The organism is Curtobacterium sp. TC1, assembly GCF_019844075.1.
Lineage (GTDB): Bacteria > Actinomycetota > Actinomycetes > Actinomycetales > Microbacteriaceae > Curtobacterium.
In genome coordinates, this window is sequence record NZ_CP081962.1 from 41,403 (window position 1) to 68,215 (window position 26,813).

Annotated in this window: 30 protein-coding genes; 18 read left to right on the plus strand and 12 right to left on the minus strand. The window is 65.9% G+C overall.

Annotated elements, in window-relative coordinates; genetic code table 11:
• Positions 1–170 precede the first annotated feature (170 nt).
• Complete coding sequence (locus KZI27_RS00185; RefSeq protein WP_222657503.1) at positions 171–1,085, minus strand: helix-turn-helix domain-containing protein; 915 nt, start codon at positions 1,083–1,085, stop codon at positions 171–173.
• A gap of 234 nt (positions 1,086–1,319) precedes the next feature.
• Here KZI27_RS00185 and KZI27_RS00190 point away from each other — a divergent pair, with 234 nt between their 5' ends.
• The 5 genes from KZI27_RS00190 to KZI27_RS00210 all read left to right on the plus strand — a co-directional run bounded on the left by KZI27_RS00190 (position 1,320) and on the right by KZI27_RS00210 (position 6,638).
• Positions 1,320–2,357 carry a carbon-nitrogen hydrolase family protein gene (locus KZI27_RS00190; protein ID WP_222657504.1) on the plus strand — a complete coding sequence of 346 codons (1,038 nt, stop codon included), beginning with the start codon at positions 1,320–1,322 and terminating at the stop codon, positions 2,355–2,357.
• 198 nt (positions 2,358–2,555) lie between these two features.
• Entirely contained in the window at positions 2,556–3,656 is a 1,101-nt protein-coding gene (locus tag KZI27_RS00195) for a tyrosine-type recombinase/integrase (protein WP_222657505.1), read from the plus strand.
• Positions 3,653–4,639: a hypothetical protein gene (locus KZI27_RS00200; RefSeq protein WP_222657506.1), complete on the plus strand. Its 987-nt coding sequence runs from the start codon at positions 3,653–3,655 to the stop codon at positions 4,637–4,639. Before KZI27_RS00195 ends, KZI27_RS00200 begins: the two co-directional genes overlap by 4 nt.
• Before the next feature lie 169 nt (positions 4,640–4,808).
• Complete coding sequence (locus tag KZI27_RS00205; RefSeq protein ID WP_222657507.1) at positions 4,809–5,285, plus strand: nuclease-related domain-containing protein; 477 nt, start codon at positions 4,809–4,811, stop codon at positions 5,283–5,285.
• A gap of 108 nt (positions 5,286–5,393) precedes the next feature.
• A complete protein-coding gene (locus tag KZI27_RS00210) occupies positions 5,394–6,638 on the plus strand; it encodes a Fic family protein (protein WP_222657508.1) in 1,245 nt (414 codons plus the stop codon).
• A gap of 168 nt (positions 6,639–6,806) precedes the next feature.
• On the opposite strand, the gene KZI27_RS00215 is transcribed toward KZI27_RS00210, so the two are convergent.
• The gene (locus KZI27_RS00215) at positions 6,807–7,028 is read right to left on the minus strand and encodes a hypothetical protein (RefSeq protein WP_222657509.1); all 222 of its coding nucleotides are present in this window, start codon (positions 7,026–7,028) and stop codon (positions 6,807–6,809) included.
• 115 nt (positions 7,029–7,143) lie between these two features.
• Between KZI27_RS00215 and KZI27_RS00220 the strand changes: the two genes are divergently transcribed.
• Together KZI27_RS00220 and KZI27_RS00225 are read left to right on the plus strand one after the other, a co-directional pair.
• On the plus strand, positions 7,144–7,863 hold the full coding sequence (locus KZI27_RS00220; protein WP_222657510.1) for a hypothetical protein: 720 nt from the start codon (positions 7,144–7,146) through the stop codon (positions 7,861–7,863).
• Entirely contained in the window at positions 7,860–8,051 is a 192-nt protein-coding gene (locus tag KZI27_RS00225) for a hypothetical protein (RefSeq protein ID WP_222657511.1), read from the plus strand. Before KZI27_RS00220 ends, KZI27_RS00225 begins: the two co-directional genes overlap by 4 nt.
• 46 nt (positions 8,052–8,097) lie before the next feature.
• Here KZI27_RS00225 and KZI27_RS00230 read toward each other — a convergent pair whose 3' ends face one another.
• Positions 8,098–9,252 (minus strand): MFS transporter, encoded by a 1,155-nt coding sequence (locus tag KZI27_RS00230; RefSeq protein WP_222657512.1) that lies wholly within the window; start codon positions 9,250–9,252, stop codon positions 8,098–8,100.
• Positions 9,253–9,408: 156 nt separating this feature from the next.
• Between KZI27_RS00230 and KZI27_RS00235 the strand changes: the two genes are divergently transcribed.
• Entirely contained in the window at positions 9,409–10,041 is a 633-nt protein-coding gene (locus KZI27_RS00235; RefSeq protein WP_222659011.1) for a FadR/GntR family transcriptional regulator, read from the plus strand.
• A gap of 377 nt (positions 10,042–10,418) precedes the next feature.
• Here KZI27_RS00235 and KZI27_RS00240 read toward each other — a convergent pair whose 3' ends face one another.
• The gene (locus tag KZI27_RS00240; RefSeq protein ID WP_222657513.1) at positions 10,419–11,120 is read right to left on the minus strand and encodes a TetR/AcrR family transcriptional regulator; all 702 of its coding nucleotides are present in this window, start codon (positions 11,118–11,120) and stop codon (positions 10,419–10,421) included.
• Positions 11,121–11,198: 78 nt separating this feature from the next.
• Here KZI27_RS00240 and KZI27_RS00245 point away from each other — a divergent pair, with 78 nt between their 5' ends.
• Positions 11,199–12,338 (plus strand): FAD-dependent oxidoreductase, encoded by a 1,140-nt coding sequence (locus KZI27_RS00245; protein ID WP_111085062.1) that lies wholly within the window; start codon positions 11,199–11,201, stop codon positions 12,336–12,338.
• A 310-nt stretch (positions 12,339–12,648) separates the two neighbouring features.
• Here KZI27_RS00245 and KZI27_RS00250 read toward each other — a convergent pair whose 3' ends face one another.
• On the minus strand, positions 12,649–12,948 hold the full coding sequence (locus tag KZI27_RS00250; protein ID WP_222657454.1) for a MarR family winged helix-turn-helix transcriptional regulator: 300 nt from the start codon (positions 12,946–12,948) through the stop codon (positions 12,649–12,651).
• A 149-nt stretch (positions 12,949–13,097) separates the two neighbouring features.
• Positions 13,098–13,220 carry a hypothetical protein gene (locus tag KZI27_RS20090; RefSeq protein ID WP_261783850.1) on the minus strand — a complete coding sequence of 41 codons (123 nt, stop codon included), beginning with the start codon at positions 13,218–13,220 and terminating at the stop codon, positions 13,098–13,100.
• A gap of 364 nt (positions 13,221–13,584) precedes the next feature.
• Here KZI27_RS20090 and KZI27_RS00255 point away from each other — a divergent pair, with 364 nt between their 5' ends.
• Positions 13,585–14,442, plus strand: coding sequence for a 3-hydroxyacyl-CoA dehydrogenase (locus KZI27_RS00255; RefSeq protein ID WP_222657514.1), 858 nt, complete (start codon positions 13,585–13,587; stop codon positions 14,440–14,442).
• A 364-nt stretch (positions 14,443–14,806) separates the two neighbouring features.
• A complete protein-coding gene (locus KZI27_RS00260; RefSeq protein WP_222657515.1) occupies positions 14,807–15,751 on the plus strand; it encodes a hypothetical protein in 945 nt (314 codons plus the stop codon).
• Positions 15,752–15,854: 103 nt separating this feature from the next.
• On the opposite strand, the gene KZI27_RS00265 is transcribed toward KZI27_RS00260, so the two are convergent.
• The 4 genes from KZI27_RS00265 to KZI27_RS00280 all read right to left on the minus strand — a co-directional run bounded on the left by KZI27_RS00265 (position 15,855) and on the right by KZI27_RS00280 (position 19,340).
• Positions 15,855–16,028: a hypothetical protein gene (locus tag KZI27_RS00265; RefSeq protein WP_222657516.1), complete on the minus strand. Its 174-nt coding sequence runs from the start codon at positions 16,026–16,028 to the stop codon at positions 15,855–15,857.
• A 128-nt stretch (positions 16,029–16,156) separates the two neighbouring features.
• Positions 16,157–16,498 (minus strand): histone-like nucleoid-structuring protein Lsr2, encoded by a 342-nt coding sequence (locus KZI27_RS00270; protein ID WP_222657517.1) that lies wholly within the window; start codon positions 16,496–16,498, stop codon positions 16,157–16,159.
• Positions 16,499–16,533: 35 nt separating this feature from the next.
• Positions 16,534–17,658: a BsuBI/PstI family type II restriction endonuclease gene (locus KZI27_RS00275; RefSeq protein ID WP_222657518.1), complete on the minus strand. Its 1,125-nt coding sequence runs from the start codon at positions 17,656–17,658 to the stop codon at positions 16,534–16,536.
• Positions 17,658–19,340: an Eco57I restriction-modification methylase domain-containing protein gene (locus KZI27_RS00280; protein ID WP_222657519.1), complete on the minus strand. Its 1,683-nt coding sequence runs from the start codon at positions 19,338–19,340 to the stop codon at positions 17,658–17,660. The genes KZI27_RS00275 and KZI27_RS00280 overlap by 1 nt, the downstream gene beginning before the upstream one ends.
• A 198-nt stretch (positions 19,341–19,538) precedes the next feature.
• Between KZI27_RS00280 and KZI27_RS00285 the strand changes: the two genes are divergently transcribed.
• Complete coding sequence (locus tag KZI27_RS00285) at positions 19,539–20,042, plus strand: hypothetical protein (RefSeq protein WP_222657520.1); 504 nt, start codon at positions 19,539–19,541, stop codon at positions 20,040–20,042.
• Entirely contained in the window at positions 20,039–20,221 is a 183-nt protein-coding gene (locus tag KZI27_RS00290) for a hypothetical protein (RefSeq protein ID WP_222657521.1), read from the plus strand. The genes KZI27_RS00285 and KZI27_RS00290 overlap by 4 nt, the downstream gene beginning before the upstream one ends.
• A 1,077-nt stretch (positions 20,222–21,298) precedes the next feature.
• On the opposite strand, the gene KZI27_RS00295 is transcribed toward KZI27_RS00290, so the two are convergent.
• Positions 21,299–21,520 (minus strand): hypothetical protein, encoded by a 222-nt coding sequence (locus KZI27_RS00295; RefSeq protein ID WP_222657522.1) that lies wholly within the window; start codon positions 21,518–21,520, stop codon positions 21,299–21,301.
• A 424-nt stretch (positions 21,521–21,944) separates the two neighbouring features.
• On the opposite strand from KZI27_RS00295, the gene KZI27_RS00300 reads away from it, so the two are divergent.
• The 5 genes from KZI27_RS00300 to KZI27_RS00320 all read left to right on the plus strand — a co-directional run bounded on the left by KZI27_RS00300 (position 21,945) and on the right by KZI27_RS00320 (position 24,988).
• Positions 21,945–22,331: a DUF3846 domain-containing protein gene (locus tag KZI27_RS00300; RefSeq protein WP_222657523.1), complete on the plus strand. Its 387-nt coding sequence runs from the start codon at positions 21,945–21,947 to the stop codon at positions 22,329–22,331.
• A gap of 107 nt (positions 22,332–22,438) precedes the next feature.
• On the plus strand, positions 22,439–23,575 hold the full coding sequence (locus KZI27_RS00305; RefSeq protein ID WP_222657524.1) for a ParB/RepB/Spo0J family partition protein: 1,137 nt from the start codon (positions 22,439–22,441) through the stop codon (positions 23,573–23,575).
• Between the two features lie 106 nt (positions 23,576–23,681).
• Complete coding sequence (locus KZI27_RS00310; protein ID WP_222657525.1) at positions 23,682–23,864, plus strand: hypothetical protein; 183 nt, start codon at positions 23,682–23,684, stop codon at positions 23,862–23,864.
• Positions 23,865–23,953: 89 nt separating this feature from the next.
• A complete protein-coding gene (locus KZI27_RS00315) occupies positions 23,954–24,196 on the plus strand; it encodes a hypothetical protein (RefSeq protein WP_222657526.1) in 243 nt (80 codons plus the stop codon).
• Between the two features lie 147 nt (positions 24,197–24,343).
• Complete coding sequence (locus KZI27_RS00320) at positions 24,344–24,988, plus strand: hypothetical protein (RefSeq protein ID WP_222657527.1); 645 nt, start codon at positions 24,344–24,346, stop codon at positions 24,986–24,988.
• Positions 24,989–25,314: 326 nt separating this feature from the next.
• On the opposite strand, the gene KZI27_RS00325 is transcribed toward KZI27_RS00320, so the two are convergent.
• Entirely contained in the window at positions 25,315–26,592 is a 1,278-nt protein-coding gene (locus KZI27_RS00325) for an IS110 family transposase (protein WP_222657528.1), read from the minus strand.
• Positions 26,593–26,813 lie beyond the last annotated feature (221 nt).

Genomic DNA, 26,813 nt, shown 5'->3' on the forward strand with positions numbered 1-26,813 from the left:
CCCTCACCGGGGCGGCGGGGCATTCTGCTGCCAGCGGCCCGGGATGTCGGTCGACTCTACGAGTAGCCGCTTCCAGCCCAGCACGGTCCGAGAAGCGGCATTACTTGAATCGATTTGCGGTCAGGGCGAATCCGTAGGTGCGATCTCGGCCCCGGGAGTGGCGTGTGGAGCTAGGGCTGTTGCGTGGTGTCGCGGTTTCGAGAAGGAGGGATTCCGAATGCGCGTCGGTGGGCGCGTGTGAAGGTGTCTGGGCTGGTGAAGCCCGACGCCAGGGCTGCCGCGTGGACGGTAACGCCTCGTTCGAGGAGGTGCCGTGCATGGCGGAGCCGAGCCGCACGGATGGCCCCAGCCGCAGAGACGTCGAGGGACTCGAAGGCGCTGTGCACGGACCGAATTGACACATGGTGCGCCGCGGCAAGTGCGGGAGGTGACAGGTCAGGGTCTTCGACGTGCTGGTCGATGAACGCGAGCATCAGTCGAGCGAGCGACGCACGGTTTACCGCCGGGCTCATCTGGGCGGATGAACGGCCGAACGTTCCGCCGAGCAGGGTGCTGATCGCCTCACCAAGCGCCGCTCGTTGGCTGGTGTCTTCGGCCATCTCGTCTTCAAGCACACATGTCGCCAAGGTGGTGAGGGCCCGCGTGATGGGTGTTGCGGGCAGTGATCGGGCGGTCAGATCCGACAGGTCTTGCCGCTCTCGTCCGAGGACGCTGCGCGGGAACTGCACGATGGTTTCGATCATCGTTGAGGGGAAGTCGAGCGTGTACGGGGCCGCCGTGTCGTAGAAGACAGCGGTGCCGGTACCCAGCGAGACGGTGCGGTCGTCTTGGTGCACCCGGCCGCGGCCCTTTTCGTGGAAGGCAAGCAGGATGTCGTCGCGGGGGGCCTGCGCGATGGTCCGGGCGCTGCGAAAGACCTCGGACCGCTCAGATCCGACACGAGTGACACGAACCCCGCCCGGCAGCGCGACCTGTTCGAGGTGCGCGCGGAACGCCGGCCCTGCCGCGCGAACACCGAGCGGGACGAAGGCTGCACTGCAGGCGTGCGCCCACTCCTCGGGAGAGTCGATGCGGACCGTGGACACGCATTCACCCTACGATCAGGGCGTTTCGACGAGCGGTGCCCATCGTTTCAACCACGTTTCCGATCCGGGCTCCAGTGCCTGGTCGTGCACGGATCGTCGTATACAGGGTGGACCGTGCGCGGATCGTCGGACACCGTGCGCGGATCGTCGGATCCGGGGCGGACGGGTTGACCTAGCGTCGCTGCATCAGTCCAGCCCCGCGCTGGAGCAGTCAGCCGACCGAGAGGCCCGACCATGACCGATTACACCAAGACATTCCGCGCGGCCGCCGTTCAGGCCGAACCGGTCTGGAACAATCTCCGAGGCGGGATCGACAAGACGATCGCCCTGGCGACCGAGGCCGCGAAAAACGGTGCCGAGATCATTGCCTTCCCCGAAACCTGGATTCCAGGCTACCCGTGGTTCCTCTGGCTCGACTCAGTGGCCTGGCAGTCGCAGTTCGTCGTCCCGTACGCGCAGAACTCCCTCGAGGTCGGCAGCGCCGAGTTCACCCGGCTCGAGGACGCGGCTCGCAGCCTCGGCATCGCCATCGCGCTCGGGTACAGCGAACGCGACCACGGCTCGCTCTACATGGGGCAGGCGCACATCGATAAGGACGGCACCACCCGGATCACGCGCCGCAAGCTCAAGCCCACCCATGTAGAGCGCGCCCACTTCGGCGAGGGCGACGGTTCCGACGTCGTCGTGGTGGACTCGGAGCTCGGGCGCGTCGGTTCGCTCTGCTGCTGGGAGCACATCCAACCCCTGACGAAGTACGCGATGTTCTCGCAGGACGAGCAGCTCCACGTCGCCGCGTGGCCAAGCTTCTCGATCTTCGAGGGAGCCGTCCACGCGCTCGGGCCGGAGGTCAACACAGCCGCGGCGCAGCAGTACGCGGTCGAGGGGCAGGTGTTCGTGCTCTCTCCTTGCGGGATCATTGGCGAGGCGGCCCAGGCACTGTTCGCCAACTCCGAGCAAAAGCGGCAGTTCCTGTCGCTCGGCGGCGGCCACGCCCGGATCTACGGGCCGGACGGACGCTCACTGGCCACACCGCTCGCCCAGACGGAAGAGGGCATCCTCTACGCGGACATCGACTACGGCGCGATCTTGGCCGCGAAGAACGCCGCGGACCCCGTCGGCCACTACTCCCGCCCCGACGTCTTCACCCTGCAGTTCGAGCGGGCACGCAACCACAAGGTATCGCCACGACCGGCCGTCACAGCACCCTCACTGCTTCCAGACGCGGCCCTCGCGGAGGAAGCAGCCGCCAGTTCGGACGTGGAACTCTTGTGAAATGATGGTTTGCCTCGCGTCTGACCGACGGTGCAACCGCGAGCTACCAGGCAAGTACCACTTCCACCCCCGCTCTTACGTTCCGAGAATGACTAGGCTGCGTCAGCGGAGCAGCGTGCGGCCGCGGAGCGGTCCCGGACGGCATTCGCGCGGCTTCGCATGGCAGCGGGGGAGGGGAACCCGGTTGATCGAGGCAACGTGGTGGTTCAGGCGGACGCGTCGCCGCAGGTGTTCGCTGAGGCGTCCCTGTCGCTGAACACGGTCCGTGCGTACCGGTCGGACCTGCGCCAGTTCGCCCGGTGGCGCGCCGGCTTCCTCGACCACGAGATCTCCGAGGCGCACGAGCTCGAGCAGATGTCGACGGCGCCGGTCGACCCTGCCGAGGTCGCAGCGTTCCTCGCGGACAAGGCCAATGCTGTTCTGCCGGATGGTGGGCAGCGGTATGCGCCGGCGACGATCAGCCGCTACGTCGCCGCGATCGACTGGGAACACACCCGCCGCGGCCACACCCCACCCGGCTCCACCCCGATCGTCCGCGACGTCCTGAAAGGGATCCGCCGGACCCGGTCGGTGCCGGTCCGGCGGGCAAAGCCGATGACGTTGCAGACCCTGCAGACGACCCTGCTGACGATCGACGTCACCGACCTGCAGACCGGCGCGCTCGGAATCCGGGACCACGCGTTGCTGCTGTTCGGGTTCGTCGGTGCGTTCCGCGAGTCCGAACTGACCGCCCTCACCGTCGCCGACATCCGCCTCGTCGATGGTGAGTGTGTCTACGCGCGCGTGCGGCGGTCGAAGACCGATCAGGACGGGGTTGGGCGGGTGAAGGCGCTCAAGCAGGGCGCGAACCCGGTCACCTGCGCGCCGTGCGCCTTCGTCCGGCTCTATCGGCTGATGGCCGCACAGGACACCCGAGGAGAAGCCGGCCTGTTCGCGGCACTCGCTGGCGCGGGCTTGTCCGTCCATGTCTGTGCAGATGGGCTCGGACCCGACCGGTTGCCGCCGTCGATGCCGTTCTTCCGCGCAGTGTCGAAGTGGGGTCTGTTCCGGGACACCGGCATCAGCCCGACAACGGTCGGGAAAGCCGTCGCGCGCCGTGCGCGAGCGGCGGGGTTGGGGGAGGAGGGGTGGTCCGGGCACTCGCTCCGTGCCGGGTTCGTCACCGAGGCGCGGAACGCGGGCGCGACGGATGTGGAGATCATGAACCAGACCCACCACACCAACGCCGCCACCCTGCAGATCTACGACCGCGAGTACACGCCCCTGGTCCGCAACGCCGTCACCCGGATGCGGCTATGACCCCCCAAACTTCCCTCCAGTTCGACCCTAAACTTCGCAGCGAGCAGGGGTCGTTTGGGGCGCACTGGAACCGGTTCGTGGCATGGTGCGCTGCGACCAGCCAGGCGTCGTTGCCGGCGGCGCCGGCAACGATCGAGCAGTTCCTCGCCGCGTTCCCCGGCGCGGCGTCGACGCAGCGACTCCGGCGCTCCAGCATTCGCGCGCACCACCTCGCCGCCGGCTATCCGGATCCGCTTCCGGCGTTGCAGGGGCGCGTGTGGCCGCACCAGTCGGCCCCGCACAGTGTGGATGTCCGCGAGGTGCTCGCGGCGATTCCGAAGTACCGCTATCCGCTTGGTCTCCGCGGCCGCCGCGACGCCTTCCTCATCGTCCTCCTTGGCGTGCTGCACCTCACCCGCCGAGAGGCGCAAACCGTCACGGCGGGCGAGGTCGCGGTGACGAGCATCGTGCGGATCCGCGGAAAGGTGGTCCCTTCCGCGGATGATCCGGCTGCGTGTGCTGCGTGCGCGGTGACCCGGTGGTTGCGGATCGTGGGTCCGGTGTGGACCGGGTTCCGCGGCGACGTCGTTCGTTTGCTCGATCCCACGAGAGGCAACCTCGACGTGCATGACTGCGAGCAGCCGGTACCGGGGGAGTGGCGGCGAGCGGAGCAGCTGCTGTTGCCGTTAGACGTTCACGGGTGGGCCCAGACCGGGGTGACCTTGTCCGGTCGGTCGATCACGGGCATCGTCCCCGTCAGACGCGTCGCCGCTGCGCACGGGACGGAGCGGGAGGCTGTCGGGCCGGTAGTGCGCGCAGGGTCCCGCTTCGACGAACTCACGCTGCCGGAGACATACGCCGCGCTCGGCGCTGCTGACAGCGCTGCCGATCACGTACTCGCTCGCATCACGGCCCTCTGGCAAGATGCCCGAGCCCTCGATGCTGCACTCGAACCCTTTGCCAGCACCAGCAAGCATGGGATAGCGCCCGATAGCGATCGCTAGCTCGAACCAGCATCACGGGGCGCTTCGGTTGTCAGGCCCACTGGACCCAGGCGGGCCCGCGACGCGGTAAAGATCCGACAGACGTGGAGTGAGGGGCGCATCGGCACGATCGCCGTGGCGCTCTCGAGCGAGCGACAGAGCACTGTCGCGTGGAAGTCCGGAGCCGCTGGTGAAGCTGTCGTCAGCCGGGTTCTCGACGCCGTTGCCGCCGAGCACCTCGCCGTGCTCCACGACCGCCGTATCGCTCGGCTCCCGAGCGAACATCGACCACATCGTGATCACCCGCGTCGGCGTCTGGGCCGTCGACGCCAAGCGATACCGCGACAAGCGGCCGCGGCTCCAGGTCGAGGGCGGCCTGTTCCGAGCCCGCACGGAGAGGCTCATCGTGGGCGGCGACCGAATGAAGCTCGTCGACGGTGCACTCCGTCAGGCGGCGCTCGTCCAGGAGGTCGTGGGCCCGATACCCGTGCGCGGTGCGTTCTGCTTCGTTGACGCGGACTGGCCGCTCTTCGGCGGCTCGTTCACCACCCGCGGCATCGACGTCTGCTGGCCGAAGAAGCTCGCGAAGCAGCTCGCCGCTGTCGATGGGCCGGTGGACGTGGTGGGCGTCGCGGCGGCGGTCGCGCGGCGCTTCTCATCTGCCTAACCAGCGCGCCAAGCCCGCGGAACCTCCGTGGCAGCATCTCTGGCGTCGCTGTCACTTATTCTAAATAACTGACATTATCGACGTAGCTATCGCCAGAAAGGAGCCGCGATGACGAACTGGCCGGCGCACAGCAGGCGCGTCGTCCCCTGGACGAGCACGAGCCGTCGCGGCACTCGGGAGGACCGGACCCTCGCAGCGGTCACGGTGTCCATCCCGCCGATGATCGCAGACGCCGACGTTCCGGCCATCGCTGAGCGCGACCTCGCCCGGGCTCGCTACGAGGCCGCGGACCTCGAGCGGGTGGCAGACGGCGTGCTCAGTCCCCTCGCAGGGTTCCTCATCCGCATGGAGTCCGTCGCGTCCAGCCGCATCGAACACGTCGAGGCGTCCCCGATAGCGTTCGCTCGCGCCATTGGCGGGCTGAAGGAGAACACGTCCGCGATGTCGATGGTCGCCGCAGGAGCCGCGATCACGAAGCTCATCGACGCATCGAGCCTGGTGATCACGCTCGACGAGATCCTCGCTGCGCACCAGGCGCTCATGCAGGATGACCCGGACGTGGCCGAGCGTCCCTACGCTGGCCGCGTCCGCGACGTGCAGAACTGGATCGGCGGCTCCCAGTACTCGCCCCGCGGCGCGCTCTACGTCCCGCCGCCGCCGGAAGAGGTGCCGGCGCTGCTCGAGGATCTGATCGTGTTCGCCAACCGCGACGACGTCGAACCCGTCACCCAGGCCGCGATCGCGCATGCCCACTTCGAGAGCATCCACCCGTTCACCGACGGCAACGGCCGCATCGGCCGGGCGCTCATCGGCGCCATCCTGCGTCGGCGGGGTGTGACGCCGCACACCGTGCTCCCGGTCGCCAGCGCCCTCGCCGCCGACACGACGCACTACTTCTCGCTCCTCACCGCCTACCGCGCCGGGAACGTGGAGCCGATCGTCACCGACCTGGCGCTCTGCGTCGAGACGGCGGCCCGCGAGGCCCGCGGTACCGCGCGCGCATTCGCACAGTACGAGGATGCCTGGCGAGAGCAAGCCAGCCCGCGCGCAGGCAGCGCTGCCGACCGCATCCTGCCGGTCCTGCTCACCATGCCGGTCTTCACCGTCGAGCAGCTCGTCGACGAGGTGCAGGACATTCCGGAGCGAAGCGTGTACCGCGGCGTGCAGGTTCTCGAGGAGGCCCGCGTAGTCGAGGCTGTCACTGACCGGAAGCGAGACCGCACGTATGCCGCAATGGACGTGCTCGACGAGTTTGAGGACCTTGATGCTCGCATCCGGGAACGGATCACGCGACTCCGCGCGCTGGGCGCGGAGTACTGGAAGCAGAACCCGCGGGTCGCAGTGTGGTACTGAACGGATTTTGTCGCCCGTCAATGAGGACGAGGTATGGCTTCGTATGTCAGATAGCAGATTGCGAGGCTTCGGTGTCAAGTGCCCGAGTATCCAGAGGGTAGCTTGCCGCCGGTAGCCATCAGGAGCGGCGTGCGCATCCTCCAGTGAGGAGTTCGACATTGAAGCCTGCTATGAGGCGGGCAGTACGTGGATGTGGTGGAACAGCGCGTCGAACCCTGGCGTCGTCCGCGCGGCGATTGCTCGCTCTTTGTCTACTGCTTCGATGGCCTGGACCATGCCGGCGACAGCGTCGAGGTGCTGTTGCACGAGGGGACCCCAGATCCCCTGGATCGCCCCGGTGATCCGGGGGAGGAGTTCGATCTGTGCGCGGATAATCGAGCCCGCGACCACGTGCAGCAGGCTGGCGTCCCTCGCCAGTGCCGAGCGTGCCGGCTACGACCCCGCGGACGCGCTGTACCAGGCGTGGACGAAGGACACCCTCGGCGGTGCAGCGAACGAGCCCGCGGTGCTTGCCGCCCGCGTGAAGGCCGACGTGGCCGAGTACACGGAGTCGTTCGGCGCGGACGAGCCCGACCACCGGGTGCCCCGCTCGATCGCCGACCGCGGCGCGCTCGACTCCCCGCACACCGACCCGGCCTGGCGGGACCACCTCCAGGAGCGGTACGAGTACATCGCCGTCCGCCTCGAGGAGCGGGGCGCGACGATCGCCGCGGAACAACCTGCGTGGGCCGAGCAGCTTGGCGACGTCCCGGCGGCCGCTGAGCGCCGTGAGGCGTGGACGCTGCTCGCTGCCGAGGTGGACACGTTCCGCACCCGCTACGGGATCGAGGACGCTGGCGTGGCCGTGCCGAAGCAGTACCGGGAGCAGACCATCGGTGTGGAGCTGCATGCGCGAGTGACGGCCATGCACAAGTCGGCTCTCACGACGCAGCCGCCGGCCGAGCAGGCGGTGCGCGAGCGCGCGGCCGCCGAAGTGACCGCCGCAGCGCGACGGACCCGCGAGCAGGTCAGCCCGACCCCGGCCCGGCCCCGCAGCGTTGCCGAGACTCTCCGCGAGCAGAACCGTCAAGAGGCCCAGCGCCGAGCCGAACGGCTCCGCCAGGTCGGCGTCACTGCCACCGCCCGCGACCGCGATCCCGCCGACGAGCAGCGCAAGGCCGCCGAGCGCGACCGCCAGGCGCGCGAGCGTGACCGCACCCGTGGCGACGACGGGCGGGAACGGTGACCGCCCACCCCGCCGCGGTGCTCACCTGCGACACTGCGGACTGCGAGCACATGATCGCCGTCTCAGGCCCTTCCGCCGACACCTACCAGCGCGCCCGCGACTACGCCGCAACCTTTGGATGGGTCACTGCCGATTGGGCCCACGACTGTTGCCGCGACTACAACTCACGCCTCAACGTCAGCGTCTGAGCGCTCCCGGACCAGACGAAAGATTCGGCTGTGACGATCAAGGAGATTATTCGCGGTTGCCGAGGCTGGTTACGGGACGGCAAGCGTTCCAGCCGGCGATCAGTGTGACCGCGAGCGAAGCGATCAGCACTGCGTAGGACGAATCCCATGATCCGGTCGCAGTGTTAAGCGCTCCGAGTGCAAGTGGCCCGATACAGCCGATGCCGTAGCCGACACCTTGCACGATGCCGGAGAGCGACGCGGACTCGGCCGCGGTACTGCTCCGCAGGCCGATCAGGGTGAGTGTCAGCGGGAACGTGCTGACCCCGAGGCCGAGAAGCACTGCCCACAGAGCTGCGCCGCTGGCTGGAGCGCTCAGCATCCCGAGGTACCCAGCGAGGAGGAGGGCGACGCAGATGACGACGATCGGAAACGGGTTCCGCATGTGTCCTGCAAGTCCTGGTATGACCAATGCGGCGAGCAGACCCATCGCGGAGAACAGCGATAGCAGCGTCGCGCTCGTCACGGCGCTGAGCCCGGCGTCGGCGAACATCGACGGTATCCACGTGATGAGCGCGTAGGTATGCAACGCCGTCATGGCCATCAGGCCGACGAGTCCGAGAGTCGCGGTCGACGGACGCTGGCCGGTGACACGCCGAACCGGTGGTGCAACGCGTGGGGATTCAGCTTCGGCTTCGGCCAGGCCGGCCCGTCGGCTCGTCCTGAGCACGACGACCAACCAGAGCAGCGTCGCGATCCCGGTGAGCGCCGGCCACAGCCCGAGCGAGACACGCCAACCGGCAGCGGTTGCCAGTTTGACGCCCACCACCGGCGCCACGAATTGCCCCACCTGTAGCAAGAGCATGTACAGCGTGCTGACCGCCTTCACCCGGTCGGGGAAGTGCTCCTTGACGATCGGGATCAGCAGAACGTTGGCCGCGCCGACTCCGGCGAAGCCGACGACCGTCGCCGCAATCAGCATTCCAGCCGACTCGGCCGCCGCGCGGAGCGCGAGGCCGACAGTCGTGATCGCCACGGCACCCAGGACTGCATGCTCGAGCCCGAAGCGTCGCGCGAGTACCGGCGCGACGAACGCGCACGCCGCGAAGCACCCGGTGATCAGCGTCCCGAGCAGCCCCGTGACCGTCGGCCCGAATAGCAGGGACTCCTGCACGATGTCGACGACTGCTGAAAACCCGGTCACGGCGGTGCGCAAGTTCAAGGCCGTGAGACACACCGCAAGGAGGAGGATGAGGCCGCTAGCCCTCCTCGGGGCGGGCAGGGCAAAAGGAGGCATAGATGGGATCATCCCATGAATTTCATTGTCTAAGTTGGAGGCGTGTCTGTGCATGAGTCCCGCGGAGCGCTCGGTGACCGTGTGGTCGACGCCATCCGAGATGAGATCACGTCGGGGCGCTGGCCTGTTGGGTTGCGCATCCCGGTCGAATCCGAGCTCGTTGCTTGGAGCGGTGCTGGACGCAACACGGTTCGTGAAGCCGTCAGTTCACTCGTTCAGGCGGGGATGCTGCGCCGTGAGCAGGGTCGGGGCACGTTCGTCACTGCGCGATCGGACCTCGGGGGTGCGTTGAGTCGTCGTGCCGCCGCGAATCCGCGGCGTGACACCCTCGAACTTCGACTTGCGCTCGACACGGTTGCCGCACGGTTGGCGGCTCGGCGCCGGTCGGACGCGCAAGCCGAAGGCCTGCTGGCGCTGCTCGAAGCGCGCCGGACGGCATGGTGCACAGGTGATCGGGCAGACCGTCTTGCCGCAGACACTGCACTCCACGTCGCGATCATTATCGCATCGTCGAACACGCTCCTCGCAGAGGTTTACGAGGGCCTGGTCGCGGTGTTCGCGGATGCACTCGATGCCGACGTGTCTGGTGATGAGGACCAGTTCTCTCGTGAACACCGGGATTTAGTGCACGCCATCGTGGCGGGGGATGGTGAGGCTGCTGGCGCTCAGATGCACGCAATCCTCCAACCACTGATCGACGCCCTCGAAGACTAAATCGTTCCGCGAAACCTGCAACAGTTTTGTCCCTGAAGCAGCGGCTGTGTTAGATGACCTGCTCGGCGAGTGATCTCGGTGGTACGCACTCGGGTGTGAACGCTCGATGGGACGGCTCACGATCCTGCAGCTGCTCGGCAGAATCCCGATCGCATCTGCCGCTGCCGGCACCGCGGCGTTGTGGTTCACGTTTCGGCGCCTGGTGATTGCGGGGCTGTGCCGGGGTCGGTGCTGCGGATGATGACTCGGCCGGCCAGGGGGTCAGTCTCGGAGGGTCAAGGTCTCGCCGAAGCCCTCCGGTTTGTTCACGTCCCGGTAGCCGATCTTTCATCGGACGCTGAGCCCTGCCCGACGCGCTTGCGTTCCGCGCTGAACCTCTATCGCAGTGGGTTGTGGGACAGGCGCACGCTGGTATCCCCGCCGGTCTCGATGCCGGCGAGGAAGATGTTCAGGCCGTTGATGAACTGCTCACGGTCGTCATGCTCCACGAGGGCCGCGGCAGTCTGCTCAGAGACGGCATCAGAGTCGCTGCGGGTCAGCTCGGCCGCGAATGCCTCCAGGTATGCTTGCCTGTCGCTGTCGGAGAGCAAGTGGTGAGAGGCGGCTGCGTTCTGCGCCGCCGCTCCGAGCAGGTAGTTCATGAGCGCCGCTCCCGCATCAGCGCTGGCGCTGCCGGACACTCCCAAGCGCCCGAGGCCGGCTCCGATGCCCTTCCAAATGCGGAGGACGGCAGGCTGTCGTGGCTCCCGCGCCAGTTGCTTCCCTACCCAGTGGTGCTCAGTGAGGGCATCAAACACGGCTAGGGCGAGGTGCCGGAGCGATTCGCGAGGGCCTAGAACGTTCGCGGGGCTCTCGAGCGCCGCGCTGATGATGCCGTCCGTTGCGGCCTCGAGGAGCTCCTCCTTGCCCGTGACGTAGTGGTAGATCGCACCACGGCCGGTCGAGAGATGCTCGGTGAGCGCCCGGACGGTCAGCGCGCTCTCACCGGATGAGTCGAGCAGCCGGATCGTCGCCTGCACGATCTGCTCGCGGGAGAGGGCGTCGACGCGCTTGTGGATGCGGGGCGCCGGGTTCGTCATGTGCCCATCTTGACACAAGTGGACCGTCGGTCCACACTTCGGTTGGACCAACGGTCCAACTTCGAAGAAAGGCACACCATGACTCCTTCAGTCAGCATCGTCGGCGCCGGGCTCGGCGGCCTCACCCTTGCCCGGGTCCTGCACCTGCACGGCATCGACGTCACTGTGTTCGAGGCAGACGCCGACGCCGGCGCCCGCTCCCAGGGCGGCCAGCTGGACCTGCACGAGCACAACGGGCAGCTCGCCCTCCAGGAGGCCGGCTTGATGAACGAATACCGGTCGATCATCCATGTCGGCGGCGCAGGACAACGCGTCCTCGATCGGAACGCCACGCTTTTGGCCGACCTGCCCGACGACGGGTCGATGGCAAGTCCCGAGGCGCGACGGGGCGACATCCGCCGGATCCTCCTCGAGTCCCTCCCGGATGGCACGGTGCAGTGGGGCAAGAAGCTCCGCGATGTCGCCCCTCTCGGCGACGGCCGCCACGAGCTGACCTTCACGGACGGCTCCACCGCCCACAGCGACGTGCTCGTCGGCGCCGAGGGGACGTGGTCGAAGGTGCGAGCGTTGGTCTCCGTCGAGAAGCCGGTGTACGCGGGCATGAGCTACATCGACACGTTCCTCCACGACGTCGACGAACGGCACAGCACGACGTCCCTGGTTGCTGGCGACGGCGCCATGTACGCCCTCATCCCAGGCAAAGGATTCCTTACGCATCGCGAGGCGGGAGAGATCATCCACACTTACGTGATCTTGAGCAGACCCCTCAGCTGGTTCGACGACATCGACTTCTCCGACGCGGCAAGCACCAAGGCGCGCATCGCCGCGGAGTTCGACGGCTGGGCGCCCGAGCTCGTCGCGCTGATTGCAGATGCCGATACGCCTCCCGTGCTGCGGAGCATCTACAAGCTCCCCGACGACCACCGGTGGCCGCACACCCCAGGCGTGACCCTCATCGGCGATGCAGCGCACGTCACACTCCCCGGTGGCGAAGGCGCGAACACCGCGATGCTCGACGGCGCCGAGCTCGCCGAGGCGATCGTTGCCCACCCGGACGACATCGACGCCGCGCTCACCGCCTACGAGGAGGTCATGTTCGCCCGCGCCGAGGAAGAAGCCATCGCCGCACACGAGACCATCGACCTCATCTTCGGCGCCCGCGCACCCGAGGGACTCGCGAACCTGCTGAACGGGACCGCGGAGGACGCCGCGAGCTGACGCAACGTCTGTCTCGTAAGCCGGTCGTCCACCGGACGATCGCCGGCCACGACCGCTCCCCCCTGAGTGTGGGCTTTATCGCTTGTTGGTGGCGTTTTGTGATCGCTCAGCGGCGGGTGCGGCTCGCAAGGTGGCCTCATCGCCGAGTCTCACACGACGCGAGCGGCGGCAACGTCGCCCGACTAGCACTGATGAACATGCGAAAAAGCCGGGACATCTCGCTTCTGGCGTATACGTCTGCGACCGTGCACCCATGACACCCCCCCCGGCACGGTTGTTCTCCGCGCTCAGGGCCCCGAGGCACGGTCGCTCAGGTGGCGGTCACAACGCGTTGGCGATCTACGGGTGACGCCATGTCGGGGTGGAGGTGGACTTCGAGGGTCGAGGCGATGTTGCGCAGCTGTGCCAGCTGCTCCGCGGAAAGGGCGTCGACGAGGAATTCTCGAACGAGCCGGTCGTGACGAGGCGTGGCTGCCTTCAAGACGTCTTCGCCCTTAGGTGTCAAAGTGACGATGACAGCTCGGCCATCGGTCTTGCAGGTGGATCTCGTGATGAGCGCGTCCGCCTCGAGCCGCGCCACGATGCGGGAGGCGCGAGGCAGGGAACGCACGTCAGCACCTCGTGGCGGTGCTGACCCGAACGGGCCCGCCAACTCCACAGCGCACCGGTTACCCGATTGCTCCGTGATGCGTCTCGGCATGGCGCGATACAGCGGGTACCGGTTGATCTCGCGTGGCCGCGGGGCGTAGGGACGGTAGGTCAGCCGGAGGGATTGTCGACCGGGCGGTCGTTTTCGTCGGTGCCGTCGATTGGGTCGACGTCCTTCGGGTTGGCGACGTCGTCGGCAGGCTTGTCGTGATCGGGGTGTGCGGGGCCGCTCATGATGCGTCCTGTTCCGGGGAGGTGGGTTCTCCGCCCGAGTTGGTGTCGCTGTCCTTGCGCTTGGGGTGCACCGGCACCTCGGTGGTGGCTCTGACCCGAACAGGTCCACCGGTACACACTGTGCCCTGATCCGTCGATCTGCGGGTAACCCGCATACCGGTTGACGAAAGTTCACGCCAAGGTGTGCACGCGTGGCAGTGCTGACAAAAGAGCCCGGTATCGGCCGGTCTTTCGGAGCCGGTCAGACGCTCTAGGGCCGTGGCCGGAGTTCGGTGCTTCGCGATCGCGAATCGGGTTCAGTGTGCCGTGATCTTGCTGCCCGCGTCCGGTGGTGTTCTCCGACTGCGGTGCGACACTGGCTGACATGACGACTTTCAGTGCGGTGACCGTCCTCGGCGCCGGTGTCCTCGGATCCCAGATCGCGTTCCAAACCGCCACGCACGGTGTCCCAGTCACGCTCTACGACATCAACGATGATGCCGTCGCCGCAGGACGGCAGCGCTTGGTCGCGATCATCGAGCAGTACGTCGCTGACGTCGGTGAGGACCACCGCGCGGCCGCCACGGAAGCCGCGGCCGGGATCGCGTTCGCGACGGACCTCGCGGCAGCGGCCGCCCATGCGGGCCTGGTGATCGAAGCGGTCCCCGAGCGTGTTGACCTCAAACGGGAGGTGTATCAGCAGCTCGCGGCGGTCGCACCCGAGGAGACCGTGTTCGCCACGAACTCATCGACACTGCTGCCGAGCGCGATCGCCGACGCCACGGGGCGACCGGACCGGTTCCTCGCCTTGCACTTCGCCAACCACGTCTGGCGGCAGAACACCGCCGAGGTGATGGGAACTGAGCAGACGGACCCTGCCGTGTATGAGCGGGTCGCGGCCTTCGCTGAAGAGATCGGCATGGTGCCGATCCGAGTCCGGAAAGAGCAGCCCGGCTACGTCCTCAACTCCCTCCTCGTCCCACTCCTCGACGCAGCATCCCAGCTTGTTGCACGGGGCGTCGCCGACCCGGAGACCGTGGACACGACCTGGCGAATCGGCACCGGCGCACCGGTCGGACCCTTCCAAATCTTCGACATCGTCGGCCTGCGGACTGCACACGCCATCGCGAGCGCATCACCGGACGAGGGCGCTCAGGCGTGGGCTGCGTACCTGCAGTCGGAGTACCTCGACAAGGGCAAGTACGGCGTCGAATCCGGCGAGGGGTTCTACCGGTACCGCTGAACGAAGCGCGGCTTCCCGAATCTGGGCTCACCCACCACCCGCTGATCGGCGCGGGCACTGATGCGGAACCTCTAGACCCGTGTACAGACCTGTTGCTCAAGGTCCGGAGCCCACCCCAGAACCACGCGGACAGCCCAACGACCCCCGTCCGGCGTTAGGGCATACCCAAGCGCTACAGACCGCCGGAAGAGTTCTTGAGCGACTTGTCTCGACCGAGGCACCCGCTCCGGATGAACCTCGTGCACCAAAGATGCCGCTGACCCTTAACGTGTCGGAGTCGCCTCGAATATTTTGGGGATCATGTATGCAAAGATGTAAGAGAGGTAGGGCACTGTAGCTCGACTCAGTAGCAGAGGGGGTCGCGATGACGCGAATCACGGTAGATTTTTCGATTGCAGGTCCGGTTGATTTTGTCGATGTTCACGTAGAACGCGACAACCGACTTTTCATCGATCCGAGTGCAATTCGAGCCGCCGCCGCGTCGGGTGATGTCTACGGACAGATGGCCGCCACGGCACTCAACAACTTTTTCGACGAAACTCTCATCAAGTTGAGGTCCACGAATCGAGCGACTCTTCGTCAGGGAGAAGCCGATCTCCAGCAGTTCTCAGAGATCAGCTACACCAGGCTGGGTCTGTCAAAATCGGGGACTAACGGCCATGGTGCTGCAGAAGATCTTGGTACGCGAATTTGGACGGAGTTGCGCACTAATCCTCTATGCCACCGGGCGATCGCGACGTTGAAGTACGTCGAGGATATTCCCCTTTTTGTCGAGGGTATCGATAGAGATATTACCTCCGACATCACCGCGCGAATCATTCTAGAAACACTTGAAAAGTTCACATTGGACATGACGCGCAAGTATCCGTCACTGGCAACCAGACGGCGGAGCGTCACCGAGGAGGTGTCATACTGGGACCAGCCTTCGCTGGCGTGGAGGAGTAAGAGGATTACAGTCCCTCAAGCAGATGCGAAAGCGCTTCTACTTGTCCCCAAAGCTTTTGTCAATTACAAAATACAAATGTCATTTGGTCAGTATTATCAGGTGCCTCTTCTTGATTATCTTCAGTCCGAAAATATGATAGTTGTCCAGCGTCGCAAGCAAGCTGTCTTGCGCCCGCGCTTTTCTAAAAAAACATTGCGGACATTTTCTAGTTCGCTTCCTACACGCACCACGAATCGAAAGCAGACAGAGCGTATTTTTAAAAAGGACGGAACTGATGTTCTCGGAGGGTACCGCAGTAAGCAGCAGTCGGCATTTGTTCCCCTTACAGATGCGCAACTCGATGAGCGTATTGAACGCATCTGAGGCGATCTGATTCCCTCGAGGGTGAAGTGAAAAGTGCGTTCGTCTCGGGAGTTGACATAAGAGCGACGTATCGGCGGGAGTGGCATTCGCTGGAGAGCGCGATTCAGTAGTTGTCGTAGTTGTCGTAGTTGTCGAACCAGGGTACTTCGCTGATGTCGTACGTAAAGGTGCGGCTCGGGTCGACTTGGCGGACGTAGCGTCTGGCTGCTTCTATGAAGGCGAACGCGCCGACGATGGTGCCCTGTCGGCTTGCGTTGATGAGGAGGAGCACCTGCATCGCCCCCGGCCGATCCTGCGCACAGGGTGTGGGAACAGGAACGGCCGGACCATCAGTGTCGTGACGGTCCGGCCGGAGTCCCTGCGACAGTGCTCGAGGTGAGCGTAGCGGGGGAGTGCTTGAACGTGTCAGTGTGCGGCGTCGTAGGCGTCGCGGACGGTCTGGCTGATACGGCCGCGGGAGGAGACGTCGTGGCCGTTTGCGGCGGCCCATTCGCGGATCTTCGCGAGCTCGTCCGGGTTGCTGCGCGGCTTGCTGCTCGAGCTGCCACGCCCACCACGACCCGTCACCTTGCGTGCCGCGGCGACGTAGTCGGAGAAGGTTTCCCGCAGGGCATCCGCGTTGTCGTCGGTGAGGTCGATTTCGTAGTGGCCACCGTCGAAGGAGAACTGCACGGTCTTGCCGGTGCCGAGTTCGATGGTGTCACCGGTGAGGTCGTCGATGAGATGGGTGGTGACTTTCTGCGCCACGGGATGCTCCTAACGGTTGGTTGCAGCCCAGTGTGTCAGGGGGCCTTGGGCTTCAGGAGAGTGACGGGGGCGAGCTGACTCCCGGCGCCGCTGATCGCATCCCATCCGAGTTCGAACTCTGGCTCGTCGCGGAACCAAGCGAACGTGCCTGGTGCAAGGTCTTTCAGCCGGCGTTTGGCTGGGCTGGCGTTCCTACTCTCGAATGCGGTGAGGAACGCGACCTCGGTTGGCGGGATCTGTTGCGCGGCCGCCCATTGAAGGAGCTGCGCTTTCCGCTCGGCGTCGATGGGTCCGTCCGTGTAGACGGCTTCGACGACCCAGAATGTGCCGTCTGGTCCGGCATCGAAGAGCAGCGCATCGGGCAGGAGCTTGCTGACAGAGATGGAGACACCAAGCGTCTGGAGTCGTTGCTCGTCGACGTACGCTTGTTTGTCTCCGGGTTCCGAGATCGCAAGGACCATGGGAGTGTGCAGCTTCCGCGGCGCCCACTCCTCGACAACGCCCTTGAGAATCAGTGAGGCGTGGCCCGGCTCGAGGAGCCGGACCGAGCCGTCAGGGAGCGTGACTTTCACTGCGTCGGCTGCGCGCGCATGGTCGCGAACGGCCATGGCCTTGGCCCGGGCGCTTGTGGTCATGTGGGTTTCGATCCACGTCGTGATCGCGGTGTCGAGTTGATCATCTTCGAGTGCCGGGTCGAAGAGGTCCGCGAAGTGGTCAGCGAGCGCCCATCGCGCTGCTGACGAGTTGGTTTTCACCCCTGGTCGAGTCACCATCGCGTTGTTGGCGCGGAGAAGGTTCCACGAGTCGTCGCGGAGGGACTCGCGTGAGTCTTGCGCGTACCACTGCTGGAACGTGATGCCCCACGAGCCCAGGAGCTCGGCGACTTTCTCTCGTCCGCGCATCGCGGCTTTCCCCCATGCGAGCCGGCGTTCATCTGCGGCCGCGTGGAGGAGGACGTCTTCTTGCATCCACAGTGCGGTGGAGGGCCGTGCCCACACGGTGTCTGTGCCGGGGCCGACGGCTCCGACGTAGATGAGCGCGGCGACGCCTGCGGCAGAGATGGGGCTGGAAAGGTTTGTGTCGAATGCCTCTCGGGGGAAGATTTTCAGAAGCCGTTCGGCGGCCAGCTCTCGGCTGATGATGGGGCGAAGCGTTGGCATCAGTTGAGCCTGTAGGCCTTCGCCACGGCGGCCTCCAACTCGTCTCCGGTGAGGTCTTCCCACGTGGCGAGCACTTCGGCGTCAGGCAGTGGTAGCGCGGCGAGTTCGTAGCTAGACACGGCGACGGTGCCACTGAGGCACCGCATCACGCGGTCCAGGGTCCGTGTAGCGAGGATCCGTGCGACCGCACCTCGGGACAGTAGCGGGTTCGGCGTCGTGGGAAGGAGGACGTTCACGTGGTTTTCGATGACAACGCTGCCGCCGAGCTCCTTCAATGTCTCGGATGTGAGTTCCGCGGGGACGAGACGACGTATCTGCTCGGGCGCTGTGGTGCGTTGCACCAACACAGCAGGTGCGGTGAGTGTCATCACCTCGATGTCGCGGTCGTTCTGCAGCGCGAGGTAACGTTGCGGGTTTCGTGCGGGAGCGCAGCGCACTGCACCGCCGTCGATGTCTGCACCCCACAGGATCACTCGTCGTGCTTTTCCTGGGCGGGCATGGATATGTTCGCGGCGCCGATTCCACACCAGCGGCCCCGTCGAAGCGCGGTAGCCGGCGGCACTCAATGTGAGTGGGAGCTGGGCCGCGGCTGCCGCGGTCACTGCGTCGGCTGGATCCCGAGGGATGAGCCACGGGCCTTCCCCCTTTGGCGGAGCGATGGATGCAACGGGCTCGATGTGCCCGTTGACTCGTGACACGGTGGTCTTGCGGTGCCGCTGCCGATGGAACACCGCTAAGCAGGTCTCCTGGAGTACGCCGGTGAAGGATCCGCTGCGGTCCAGAACAAACGCCACGCTCCGCAGTGGTGCTTGCTCGGACAGGTAGCCCCGGAGCCGGTGCTGGTAGAGCCCTGCGGCGAAGCTTGTCGGAACGAGTGCACTGAGCACGCCGTCGACGGTGAGATTGCGGGCTCCTTCGGCCATGAACAGGCCGTAGATGTTGGCGTGCCCGTAGAGCACGTGCGCGTACTGCTCACGGGTCGTAGCGTCCAGGGACACCCGGCCGTAGGGCGGGTTCATGATCGCAATCGCCGCCGGCGTGAGGGCAGGGTCTAGGCCGTCGCCTTGGCGGATGAGAGCGGGCAACGGCCGTCGGTGCTTGTCCGGGACCCGGGCGAGCGTTGGCAGCATTTCCGCTGCGAGGATCACGCTTCCTACCCATGCGGCATGGCCGTCCTGATCGATGCCTTCGATTAGTTGCGGCAGCGCAGCGAGCGTCAGTGCCGAGTCATCGGCGGCGGCGGCGCGCAGATGCTCACGCAGCGGTGGCAGCAGCAGCGCCCCGGATCCGGCCGCGGGGTCGCGAAGCAGTCCAGGCAGCCGGTGGTCCTCGCTGTTCCACCCCAACGCCGCTCGCGTCTGAGCCCACAGGTGATCCGCCAGATCGGCAGGGGTGTAGTGCTGGCCATGCTGTGCACGGCTAGAAGGGGAAAGGGTCTGCACGTATGCCTGTCCGAGCTCATGCCCGGACCGATCGTGGAGATCTGCTGCACCCGGCGCTTCGTCAAACGCTGGCGCGATGCCGCTGACGGCGTGCTCCGGGTCGAGCCACCGACCAGACAGGCCCGCGTGTGCTGCCCGGTGCGCCCACCATGACCGCAGCGAGGTGAGCATCTCTGTGGTGGCATCCGGCCGATATGCAGCTGTCGACGCTGCCGCAGCCTTGGTTCCCGTACGTGCCATGTGACAACGATATGGGTGACAGGACGGTGTCGCCGAGACGAACCCGCACCGACCCAAAGATGCCCATACCTGTCGGACGTGGTCTTCGCCGACGTCTCGACTTAGCCCGTTCCTGCTCGCGTGGTGGATGTCGCTCCACACGGACCGAGGAGTGTCGTGAGCTGCTGTCATGATGAGGGTCGGAAAGGGGAACCTCCCGTGGATGCGGAACCTGAGCAGGATGCGACAGCCGCCCGTCGTCGGAAGTTCGACCGGGTTCGGCTGTTGAACGAGGAGATGGACCGGCTGACAGCTGACGTCGACCAGCGAGTCGCCAGCGTCTTGAACAAGGCTTCGTTCTTGGCTGTTGCGGCTGGCGTGATCATTGCCGCATCCGTTGCGCAGCTGTGGACTGTTCTTCCTTGGATTGGTGTCCTCGCGTTGGGCTTCGCGTGCGTTGGGTTGTTGTGCGCCACAGTGGCGCTTCGACCGGGACGTCGAATCGGGCTCGTTGCGCAGCGACTTGCCGATCTCTACCTGGACTCGGAGCTGTACGCAGCCTCCATCGAGACGCAGTTGGTGCGACAGAAGGCTGATGTCATCAGTACGCGTGAGGCCGACTTGATCGCTCGGGCACAGTGGGTAGCAGCCGGGTCAGCTGCGCTGCTGCTGTCGGTTGCTGCACTTACGATCGTGTTCGCAACTCAGACTCTGGGAGGGTGACGATGGGACGACCAGGCTTCGACGAAAGCGCACCAGGCGGCAATGGGGACGACGGCACCGACGCCGGACTCATTGGGTACGTACAAGAGGGCGACGACGGCACGGGCTTCCTGACGGCAAGCGCCAGCGAAGACGACACGTACACCGCGGACGGCGGGGGCGAGGAGCACAAGCGTTGAGCAGCCCGGCGAGCTCATCGTGGGAGTGGGCTTCGTGACTGATTGGCCGCAGCCACTCGCGACAGCTCTCGCCGGTGCCGCAGCGATCGCCACGGTCACTTGGACGGTCAGCCGCGATCGCCACCCACTCGCGATGGTGGAACGACTCACCACCATCGCGACCAATGTCCGCTCCGAGACCGTCCGTCAACTCATTGAGGACGAACGGGACCAGCGTGCAACCCGATGGGTCCTCGAGCGCCGCGCCCCAACCGAGGCTCGTGCGCGCGCAGTAGGCGTCGCATTGTTCTGCATGGGGTCATTCTCCCTCCTAGTGTGGGTCGCTGGTGCATTCATTGATCGATGGGCGGCTTGGGCTTGGATCTCCTATGGCGCAGGTCTCGCCCTGATACTTGTCTCCCGGGCGGTGCTCGGGATCCGTGCTGGCCGGCGGCAGGCATGGATGGACCAGGAACGCCTCTGGAGACACCTCCCTACCGAAAATCAGGCGCAGCGAGCGTCGAAGGGGCAAGCTCAAACACGCCAGCGAACAGCTTGATCGATCCTCGGTACGGGGACGCTCCAGCGCTTTCAGCCAGGCGCTGACCGTCTCGATGGGGCACCAGCCGGTGTCGCCATTCGGTACTGCGGCTACCCGGCGAAAGATCCTCCAGAGCGCCAAGTAACAGCACCGTGCTGCCAAGGCCAGGTATCGACTGTGATGTACAGACTGACCTGCGGGCGACGTCCGGCTGGCAGCGCCGGTGTGGGCATGGATCCGCACCTACTGCGGTGTCGACCGGCGGGTGGAGGCGAAGGCGATCGCGGCGACTGGTGACGCGGTCCTGGTCGAGTGGGGGAGCGGTCAGGCGGCGACGGCTGCGTGGGTGTGGCGGACTGCGGTGAAGCATCGAGCGGAGTCTCAGCAGCCTCATAACGTGTCGGGGTGACTCGCTAGGCGCTCTAGCGATACCGTGGAGTTGCGTTCGGGCTGTTCCCCCCAACACGTTCGAGCGCGGCCGTTCGGATCTGCCCCCAATTTGGTCCGAGCAGCACCGGCCCCGGTCCTGCTGTCCCCCCTTGCAGGCCGGGGCCGCTTCACGTCTGTGGTCGGTACACCGCGATCGGCGGCCCGCCGGCGCCGTCGTGTGCCTCGGCGGTGGTGGCCCAGACGCGGCCGCCCTGCTCGAGCGTGTGGGGCAGCGCGCCGCGGATCAGCAGCCGGGTCGCTGGCCGGGTGTCGTCGACGACGAGGTCGACGCCGTGCGCGTCGCGATTGTCGGGGTTCCGTCCCGGGCTGGTCCGCACGAACTCGCTCATACCGTGCAATCAGCACGGCTTGACGGGGGAGCGGCCCGGTGTTGCTGCAGCTCGCGGTAAGAGACGTGAGCGGGCCGCCGTGCCGGCTGTTCTGGTCTGAGCTGCCCCGCCTGCGGCGGCCTGTCCTGACTGATGTGAGCCGGCAAGCCGGCCAGTGCTTGTTGAACCCTGCCGGGTTCGTTGTTTGCCCGGGAAGCCTTCGGCGATTGTACGGACGAGGTTCCGGGCCGCAAGCCGTCGCCACCGCCGCACGCGAGAACTTTCGACCGGCCCCGTCAGCTGGATCTCCTACGTCGGCGGGACGGGGCCGGTCGAAACTTCTCGGAGCGTCGCCGCTTTGGGCTTGCACCCCGGCTCCTCGTCCTATCGGCACTACGTGCCTTCCCGGGCAAACAACGAAAGGGAGAGGAAGAAGGAAATGAAGATGATGGGTATCCGAGCGACCGCAGATGGTGCGGTCGAGGGCGTCGTCGTGAACGCGGCGCAGTCCACCCTGCAGGGCACCAGGGAGCAGATCGGTTGCCGGATGGTGGACGTGGTCCGCCTCGACGGCCGGATCGACGCGTGGATCGATGACGAGGGCATGTACGCGGGGGACCGCAACGACCTCGCCACCGTCGCAGCGGTTGCCCTGGGCCGGTCGCGGGCGGCGTCGCCGCTGTTCGGCACGGTCCTGTTCCTGACCTACGACGACGCCGGGGATACCCGGTCCCTGTCGCCGGATCAGTACACGGCCGTCATGACCGCATTCCAGCACGCCCGTGCGGCGCTCACCCGGGCCGAAGCGCTCACCGCGGCGCTCCACCAGTAACACCCGCAGCAGCACCCACGAAATGAAACAGACCGGGTGCGGAATTCCCGACAATTCGTACTTGCCAGGACCCGCACCCGGTCACTACCGGAAAGCGTAGCAAACCAATGAGCATTGCAGAACACATCGCCGTCACCCACCTGACGGACGAGCCCCAGCCCGACACGATCACCGAGGACAGCACCACAAAGGCCCCGGCCGACGCGGCTCCCGCCGCGACCGGCGTGGACCTGGTACACGTCCCCGCCGCGGACGTCGTGATCGAGGACAACGTCCGCACCGCCGCCGACCTCGACCCCGCGTTCCTCGCGTCCGTGAAGCGCCACGGGGTGCTCCTGCCGACCATCGGCTACCGCAACGCGGATGGGGCCGTGGTGGTCCGTGACGGGCAGATGCGCGTCCTCGCCGCCCGCGAGGCCGGACGCGACGTGCCGGTGTTCGTCACCGAGCGTGGCGACAGCGCCGCGGCGCGGATCGCAGAACAGTTGGTCGCGAACGAGCGCCGCACCGCCCTGACGGACGGTGACCGCCTCGCCGCGTACCGGCAGTTGGAGATCGAGGGCTTGTCGGTCACCGCGATCGCTCGCGAGACCGGGACGAAGCGGGACACGGTGAAGCAGACCCTGACCGTGGCGAAGTCGGACACGGCGTCCGCCGCCGTGTCCAGTGGTCAGGCGACGTTCACGCAGGCGTTGCTGCTGGCCGAGTTCGACGGTGACGCCGACGCCGTCACCGAACTGACCGAGTGCATTGCGGAGGGGTACGGCGACGACGAACTGACCCACACCGCCGCCCGGCTCCGCCAGGACGCCGAGCGCCGCCAGGCCCGCGTGCAAGTGCGCGCGGACCTCGTGAAGGCCGGTCGCCGGGTGGTGGGGGAGGACGACGACTACGAGTCGTTGGATCGCCTCACCGATGCCGCCGATGACGTGACCGATTACCAGGAGCGGCACGGCCTCGACCCGGAGGCGCACGCGGAGTGCGCGGGGGCTGCGTGGCACGTCCGCGAGTGGGGGACGCCGGAGCCGGTGCAGGTGTGCACCACGCCGGACGCCCACCATGCCCGCTACCAGTCGTTCCGCCAGGCCATCCCGGTCGGCGGAACGCCGGAGGCGGAGAAGTCCGACGAGGACCGCGCAGCCGAGGCTGCGGAACGCAAGGCCGCGCGCCGGATCCTGGTCGCCAACAACAAGACCTTCCACGTTGCTAACGTGTCAAGCCCTCGACCCCTGGCCGCGCGCTAGTCCGGTCCGGATACTCGCATCGGGCGACTTCCGAAGGAGCCACTCTCGGTGTACCGCTCTTACGGTGGTGCTCTAGCATCGGGCTCATGGGCCAGTTGACTCGTTCTTGCTGATCCTGATCGTCGGCGCCGCCGTCGGCACAGGGCTCTTAGTCGTTGCCGTGCTCAAGACCGTTCGGTACCACGGGTGGGGCCAGCAACGATGGGCGCCGCCTGAAGTCCCGTGGTTCGTGGAGGGCTTCATCGTGCTGGTGCTGACGCTTGTGGCGGCGTCCCTCTTCATCAACTAGTCCTGGGCGACTAGGGCGTGTCTTGTAATCGGGCCTGGCGATCGTTGGACGCCCTTGTCTCAATGTGCTCATCTGCGTAGCTTGTCCCCATGCATGAACTCACCTACGAAGATCAAGCACTGCGGCTCGACGGGCACGACCTCAGGCTCTCTTTCGATGGCGAGAAGGGATGGGTCGTAGCCGTCGACGGGGAGCGCACGGGAGTGTTGCGAGAGGTGACGGCTCCTTCGGCGCAAGTGCGCCCTCGCTACATCGCGACCCGCTCCTCTTCGAATGCCGACCCCTACGAAGTCGAGGACTGGCCCGAAGCGCTGCGCTGGTTGATCGTCTAGTCGAAACAGCTGTTCCCTTCGGGACTGAGGGTTCTGCCAGATTCGTTCCGTCCCTTGACTGGGGTGCGACAGGCTGCTTACGGTCTGGCACAAGGGCTCAGGTCCAATCGGGGTAGGGGTCCGAGGCTGAGTGAGTAGGGGAGAAGTATGCGCAAGCGGAACACACTCATCATGGCGGCGGGGATCGGGGCGATAGCGTCGCTAGTTTTCGTGCCGGCGGCAAACGCCGATACCGTGACGCCCACACCGACGCCGGAAACAACGACGAGCGTCGGCACTATGACGGTAGCGGGCTACGACCCAGCGGTGGCGGAAGCACACGGTTTCAAGATCGTCACCGCAGCAGACGGCTCGCAATCGAGCGTGCCGATCACCGCGGCCGCAAAGGCAGAGGCCGCGAAGGCAAAGGCTTTCGACGCAACCGCCGCTGCCAAAGCGCTCGGCGCAAGCGCAGACGCAGTTACACCCCAAGGCACAAAACCTGGCAACTGCGGAATCAGTGTGCTCACCGGCAGTAAGGGCGCGAACGACATGGTGAACTTCAAGACAGGATTCACCGTCCGACTGCCCTACCAGGAGTTTAACTGGCGGGTCCAGGCCAACGGGTTCATCACCGGAGGTACGAAAAACTGGCACGGTGGTGCCGGGGACGGTTACTGGCGCAAAAGCAGTTCCATCAAGGCGGTGGGGCCCGGCACCGCGCTTGTACCGGCGCTCAATTCTGCCGCTCGTAGTGTTCTGGAGGATGGAACTATCTGCTATTCAGACGGGCCGGACTTCTCGTTTGGGTGATCTGAAACAGTCGATCTGAAGGGTCGTCGCATGCCGCGGCGGCCCTTCAGTTCATCCTGATCCGGTCAAGGCGTATGCAGCGCTTACTGCTGAGTTGATGACCCCGAGGCTGGATCTGCGTCAGAGGAGGGACATGACGCGCGGTGGAGCGGGGTCACGTATCGCACACTCACGATGCAGCGCTACGAGGTAGTTAGAGCCTCGCGACGGCACACCCACACGATCCTTCCACGGCGAGCAGCTCGTCTGCGGCAGCTAGGGCATGTCTTGTTGGCGGAGCGGAAAACGAGCCTTCTCGATAGCTGGTTGATCGACGATGCACGAGGCTATGCGGCCGCTTCCACCGCGGGGAGAGGAGCGGTAGCTGCATGGCCGAATGCTGCTTCTTCGTCGAAGTGCGTTCGAGTTTGGATGCAGTGGAACAGCATGCCGAGGAAGCGGTTGTAGAGGTTGCGTTGTGCTGCGCTGTGGCGGTCGCCGAGGGCTCTGCGGCGGTCGTAGTGGCTCCGTGCGCCAGGGGAGTTACGGAGCGATGCGAGGGTCCAGTTGTAGCCAGCGTCTGCGAGTCGATGGTTCTTTACTCGGCGTCTACTGACGAATGAGCTCTTGCCGCTTGCTCGCGTGATTGGCGCACTGCCGGCGTAGGCCTTGAGGCCGCGAGCATCGATAAAGCGTGTTCGGTCGTCCCCGATCTCGCCGAGAACTCGTGCCGCACTGATGCCAGCCATGCCCGGGAAGCTCGTGAGGATCTCGGCGTCGGGGTGAGTGTCGAACGCGGCGAGGAGCGCCTGCTCGAGCTCTCTCGCACTGACTGCGGCGGCATCAAGCTGTCGCAGGAGAGCCAAGCACTGGTGTCCCATAGCCAGTTCGATGTCGCTCGCTTGCCGCATCTGCTGTTCCCGGAACGTGCGTTGGACGCGGTCGACTTCAGCTTCGATTCCGCGCTGTCGTCCAGCTCGGCGAAGAGCGGCACGGAGTTGGGCCTTCGTCACGCGGGACGCCGCAGCAGGAGTGGAGGCAATCGCCAACACGGCTCGAGCGTCCGGTCTGGAGAGACCGCCTGATGCCTTCTCGTAGGCGTCGAGGAAGCCGGGGAAGTACTGACGCAGATGCGCTCGAAGCCTGTTCTGCAGCTGCACCCGGTCCCAGACCGCATCCTGCTGAGCTCTGGCCAGCACACGGATCGACTGCACCAGAGTGGTGTCTTCCGGTAGCGCACGATGCTCATGCCGATCCGTCCGAAGGATGTTCGCCAGCGTGCGGGCATCGAATGCGTCGGACTTGCGGCCGGCGACGGAGGACCGGTCGCGGTAGCGAGCTACGGCCATCGGGTTGATGGCGTAGATGGGGCGTCCTGTTTCTCGAAGGCAGGCAACGAGCAGTCCGCGGCTCGTCTCGATCGCAACCGGGATCGGGTTTTGAGGTGTGTCCCCGTAGGTTGCGAGCACGTCGAGTAGGTCTGCGAGGCCGGCTGCGGTGTCATCGATGCGTTTGGTCACCAGAACGGTGCCGGCTTCATCGATGACCGCGACGTCGTGGTGGTCATCAGCCCAGTCGATTCCGCAGAACCGTACCGAAGGCGTGGTTGTAGTGAGTTGATTCAAGTGGTGTCCCTTCTTCGGTCATCGGGGATCGAGACCGGGAGGATCACGCGTGCACCCTAATGGCAGGGCTCTGGGCCCGACCTTCCACTAGCCGTTCGTGATCCAGCTGACTGCAGATGTCGCTGTCCTAGTGAAGAGTTCGCACTCGCGCGTTATTCGAGCGGTGTCATCTGCAGCGGGCTCAACCACGAACGTTCTACCGCAACGTCGGCGGAGCAGCC

Coding starts and splice junctions, on each gene's coding strand:
- KZI27_RS00260 (WP_222657515.1), top strand. CDS start 14,807: ATGACGCGAATCACGGTAGATTTTTCGATTGCAGGTCCGGTTGATTTT.
- KZI27_RS00315 (WP_222657526.1), top strand. CDS start 23,954: ATGCATGAACTCACCTACGAAGATCAAGCACTGCGGCTCGACGGGCAC.
- KZI27_RS00320 (WP_222657527.1), top strand. CDS start 24,344: ATGCGCAAGCGGAACACACTCATCATGGCGGCGGGGATCGGGGCGATA.
- KZI27_RS00275 (WP_222657518.1), bottom strand. CDS start 17,658: ATGCCAACGCTTCGCCCCATCATCAGCCGAGAGCTGGCCGCCGAACGG.
- KZI27_RS00255 (WP_222657514.1), top strand. CDS start 13,585: ATGACGACTTTCAGTGCGGTGACCGTCCTCGGCGCCGGTGTCCTCGGA.
- KZI27_RS00305 (WP_222657524.1), top strand. CDS start 22,439: ATGAGCATTGCAGAACACATCGCCGTCACCCACCTGACGGACGAGCCC.
- KZI27_RS00210 (WP_222657508.1), top strand. CDS start 5,394: ATGACGAACTGGCCGGCGCACAGCAGGCGCGTCGTCCCCTGGACGAGC.
- KZI27_RS00240 (WP_222657513.1), bottom strand. CDS start 11,120: ATGACGAACCCGGCGCCCCGCATCCACAAGCGCGTCGACGCCCTCTCC.
- KZI27_RS00200 (WP_222657506.1), top strand. CDS start 3,653: ATGACCCCCCAAACTTCCCTCCAGTTCGACCCTAAACTTCGCAGCGAG.
- KZI27_RS00280 (WP_222657519.1), bottom strand. CDS start 19,340: ATGGCACGTACGGGAACCAAGGCTGCGGCAGCGTCGACAGCTGCATAT.
- KZI27_RS00245 (WP_111085062.1), top strand. CDS start 11,199: ATGACTCCTTCAGTCAGCATCGTCGGCGCCGGGCTCGGCGGCCTCACC.
- KZI27_RS20090 (WP_261783850.1), bottom strand. CDS start 13,220: ATGAGCGGCCCCGCACACCCCGATCACGACAAGCCTGCCGACGACGTC.
- KZI27_RS00300 (WP_222657523.1), top strand. CDS start 21,945: ATGATGGGTATCCGAGCGACCGCAGATGGTGCGGTCGAGGGCGTCGTC.
- KZI27_RS00265 (WP_222657516.1), bottom strand. CDS start 16,028: ATGCAGGTGCTCCTCCTCATCAACGCAAGCCGACAGGGCACCATCGTC.
- KZI27_RS00295 (WP_222657522.1), bottom strand. CDS start 21,520: ATGAGCGAGTTCGTGCGGACCAGCCCGGGACGGAACCCCGACAATCGC.
- KZI27_RS00190 (WP_222657504.1), top strand. CDS start 1,320: ATGACCGATTACACCAAGACATTCCGCGCGGCCGCCGTTCAGGCCGAA.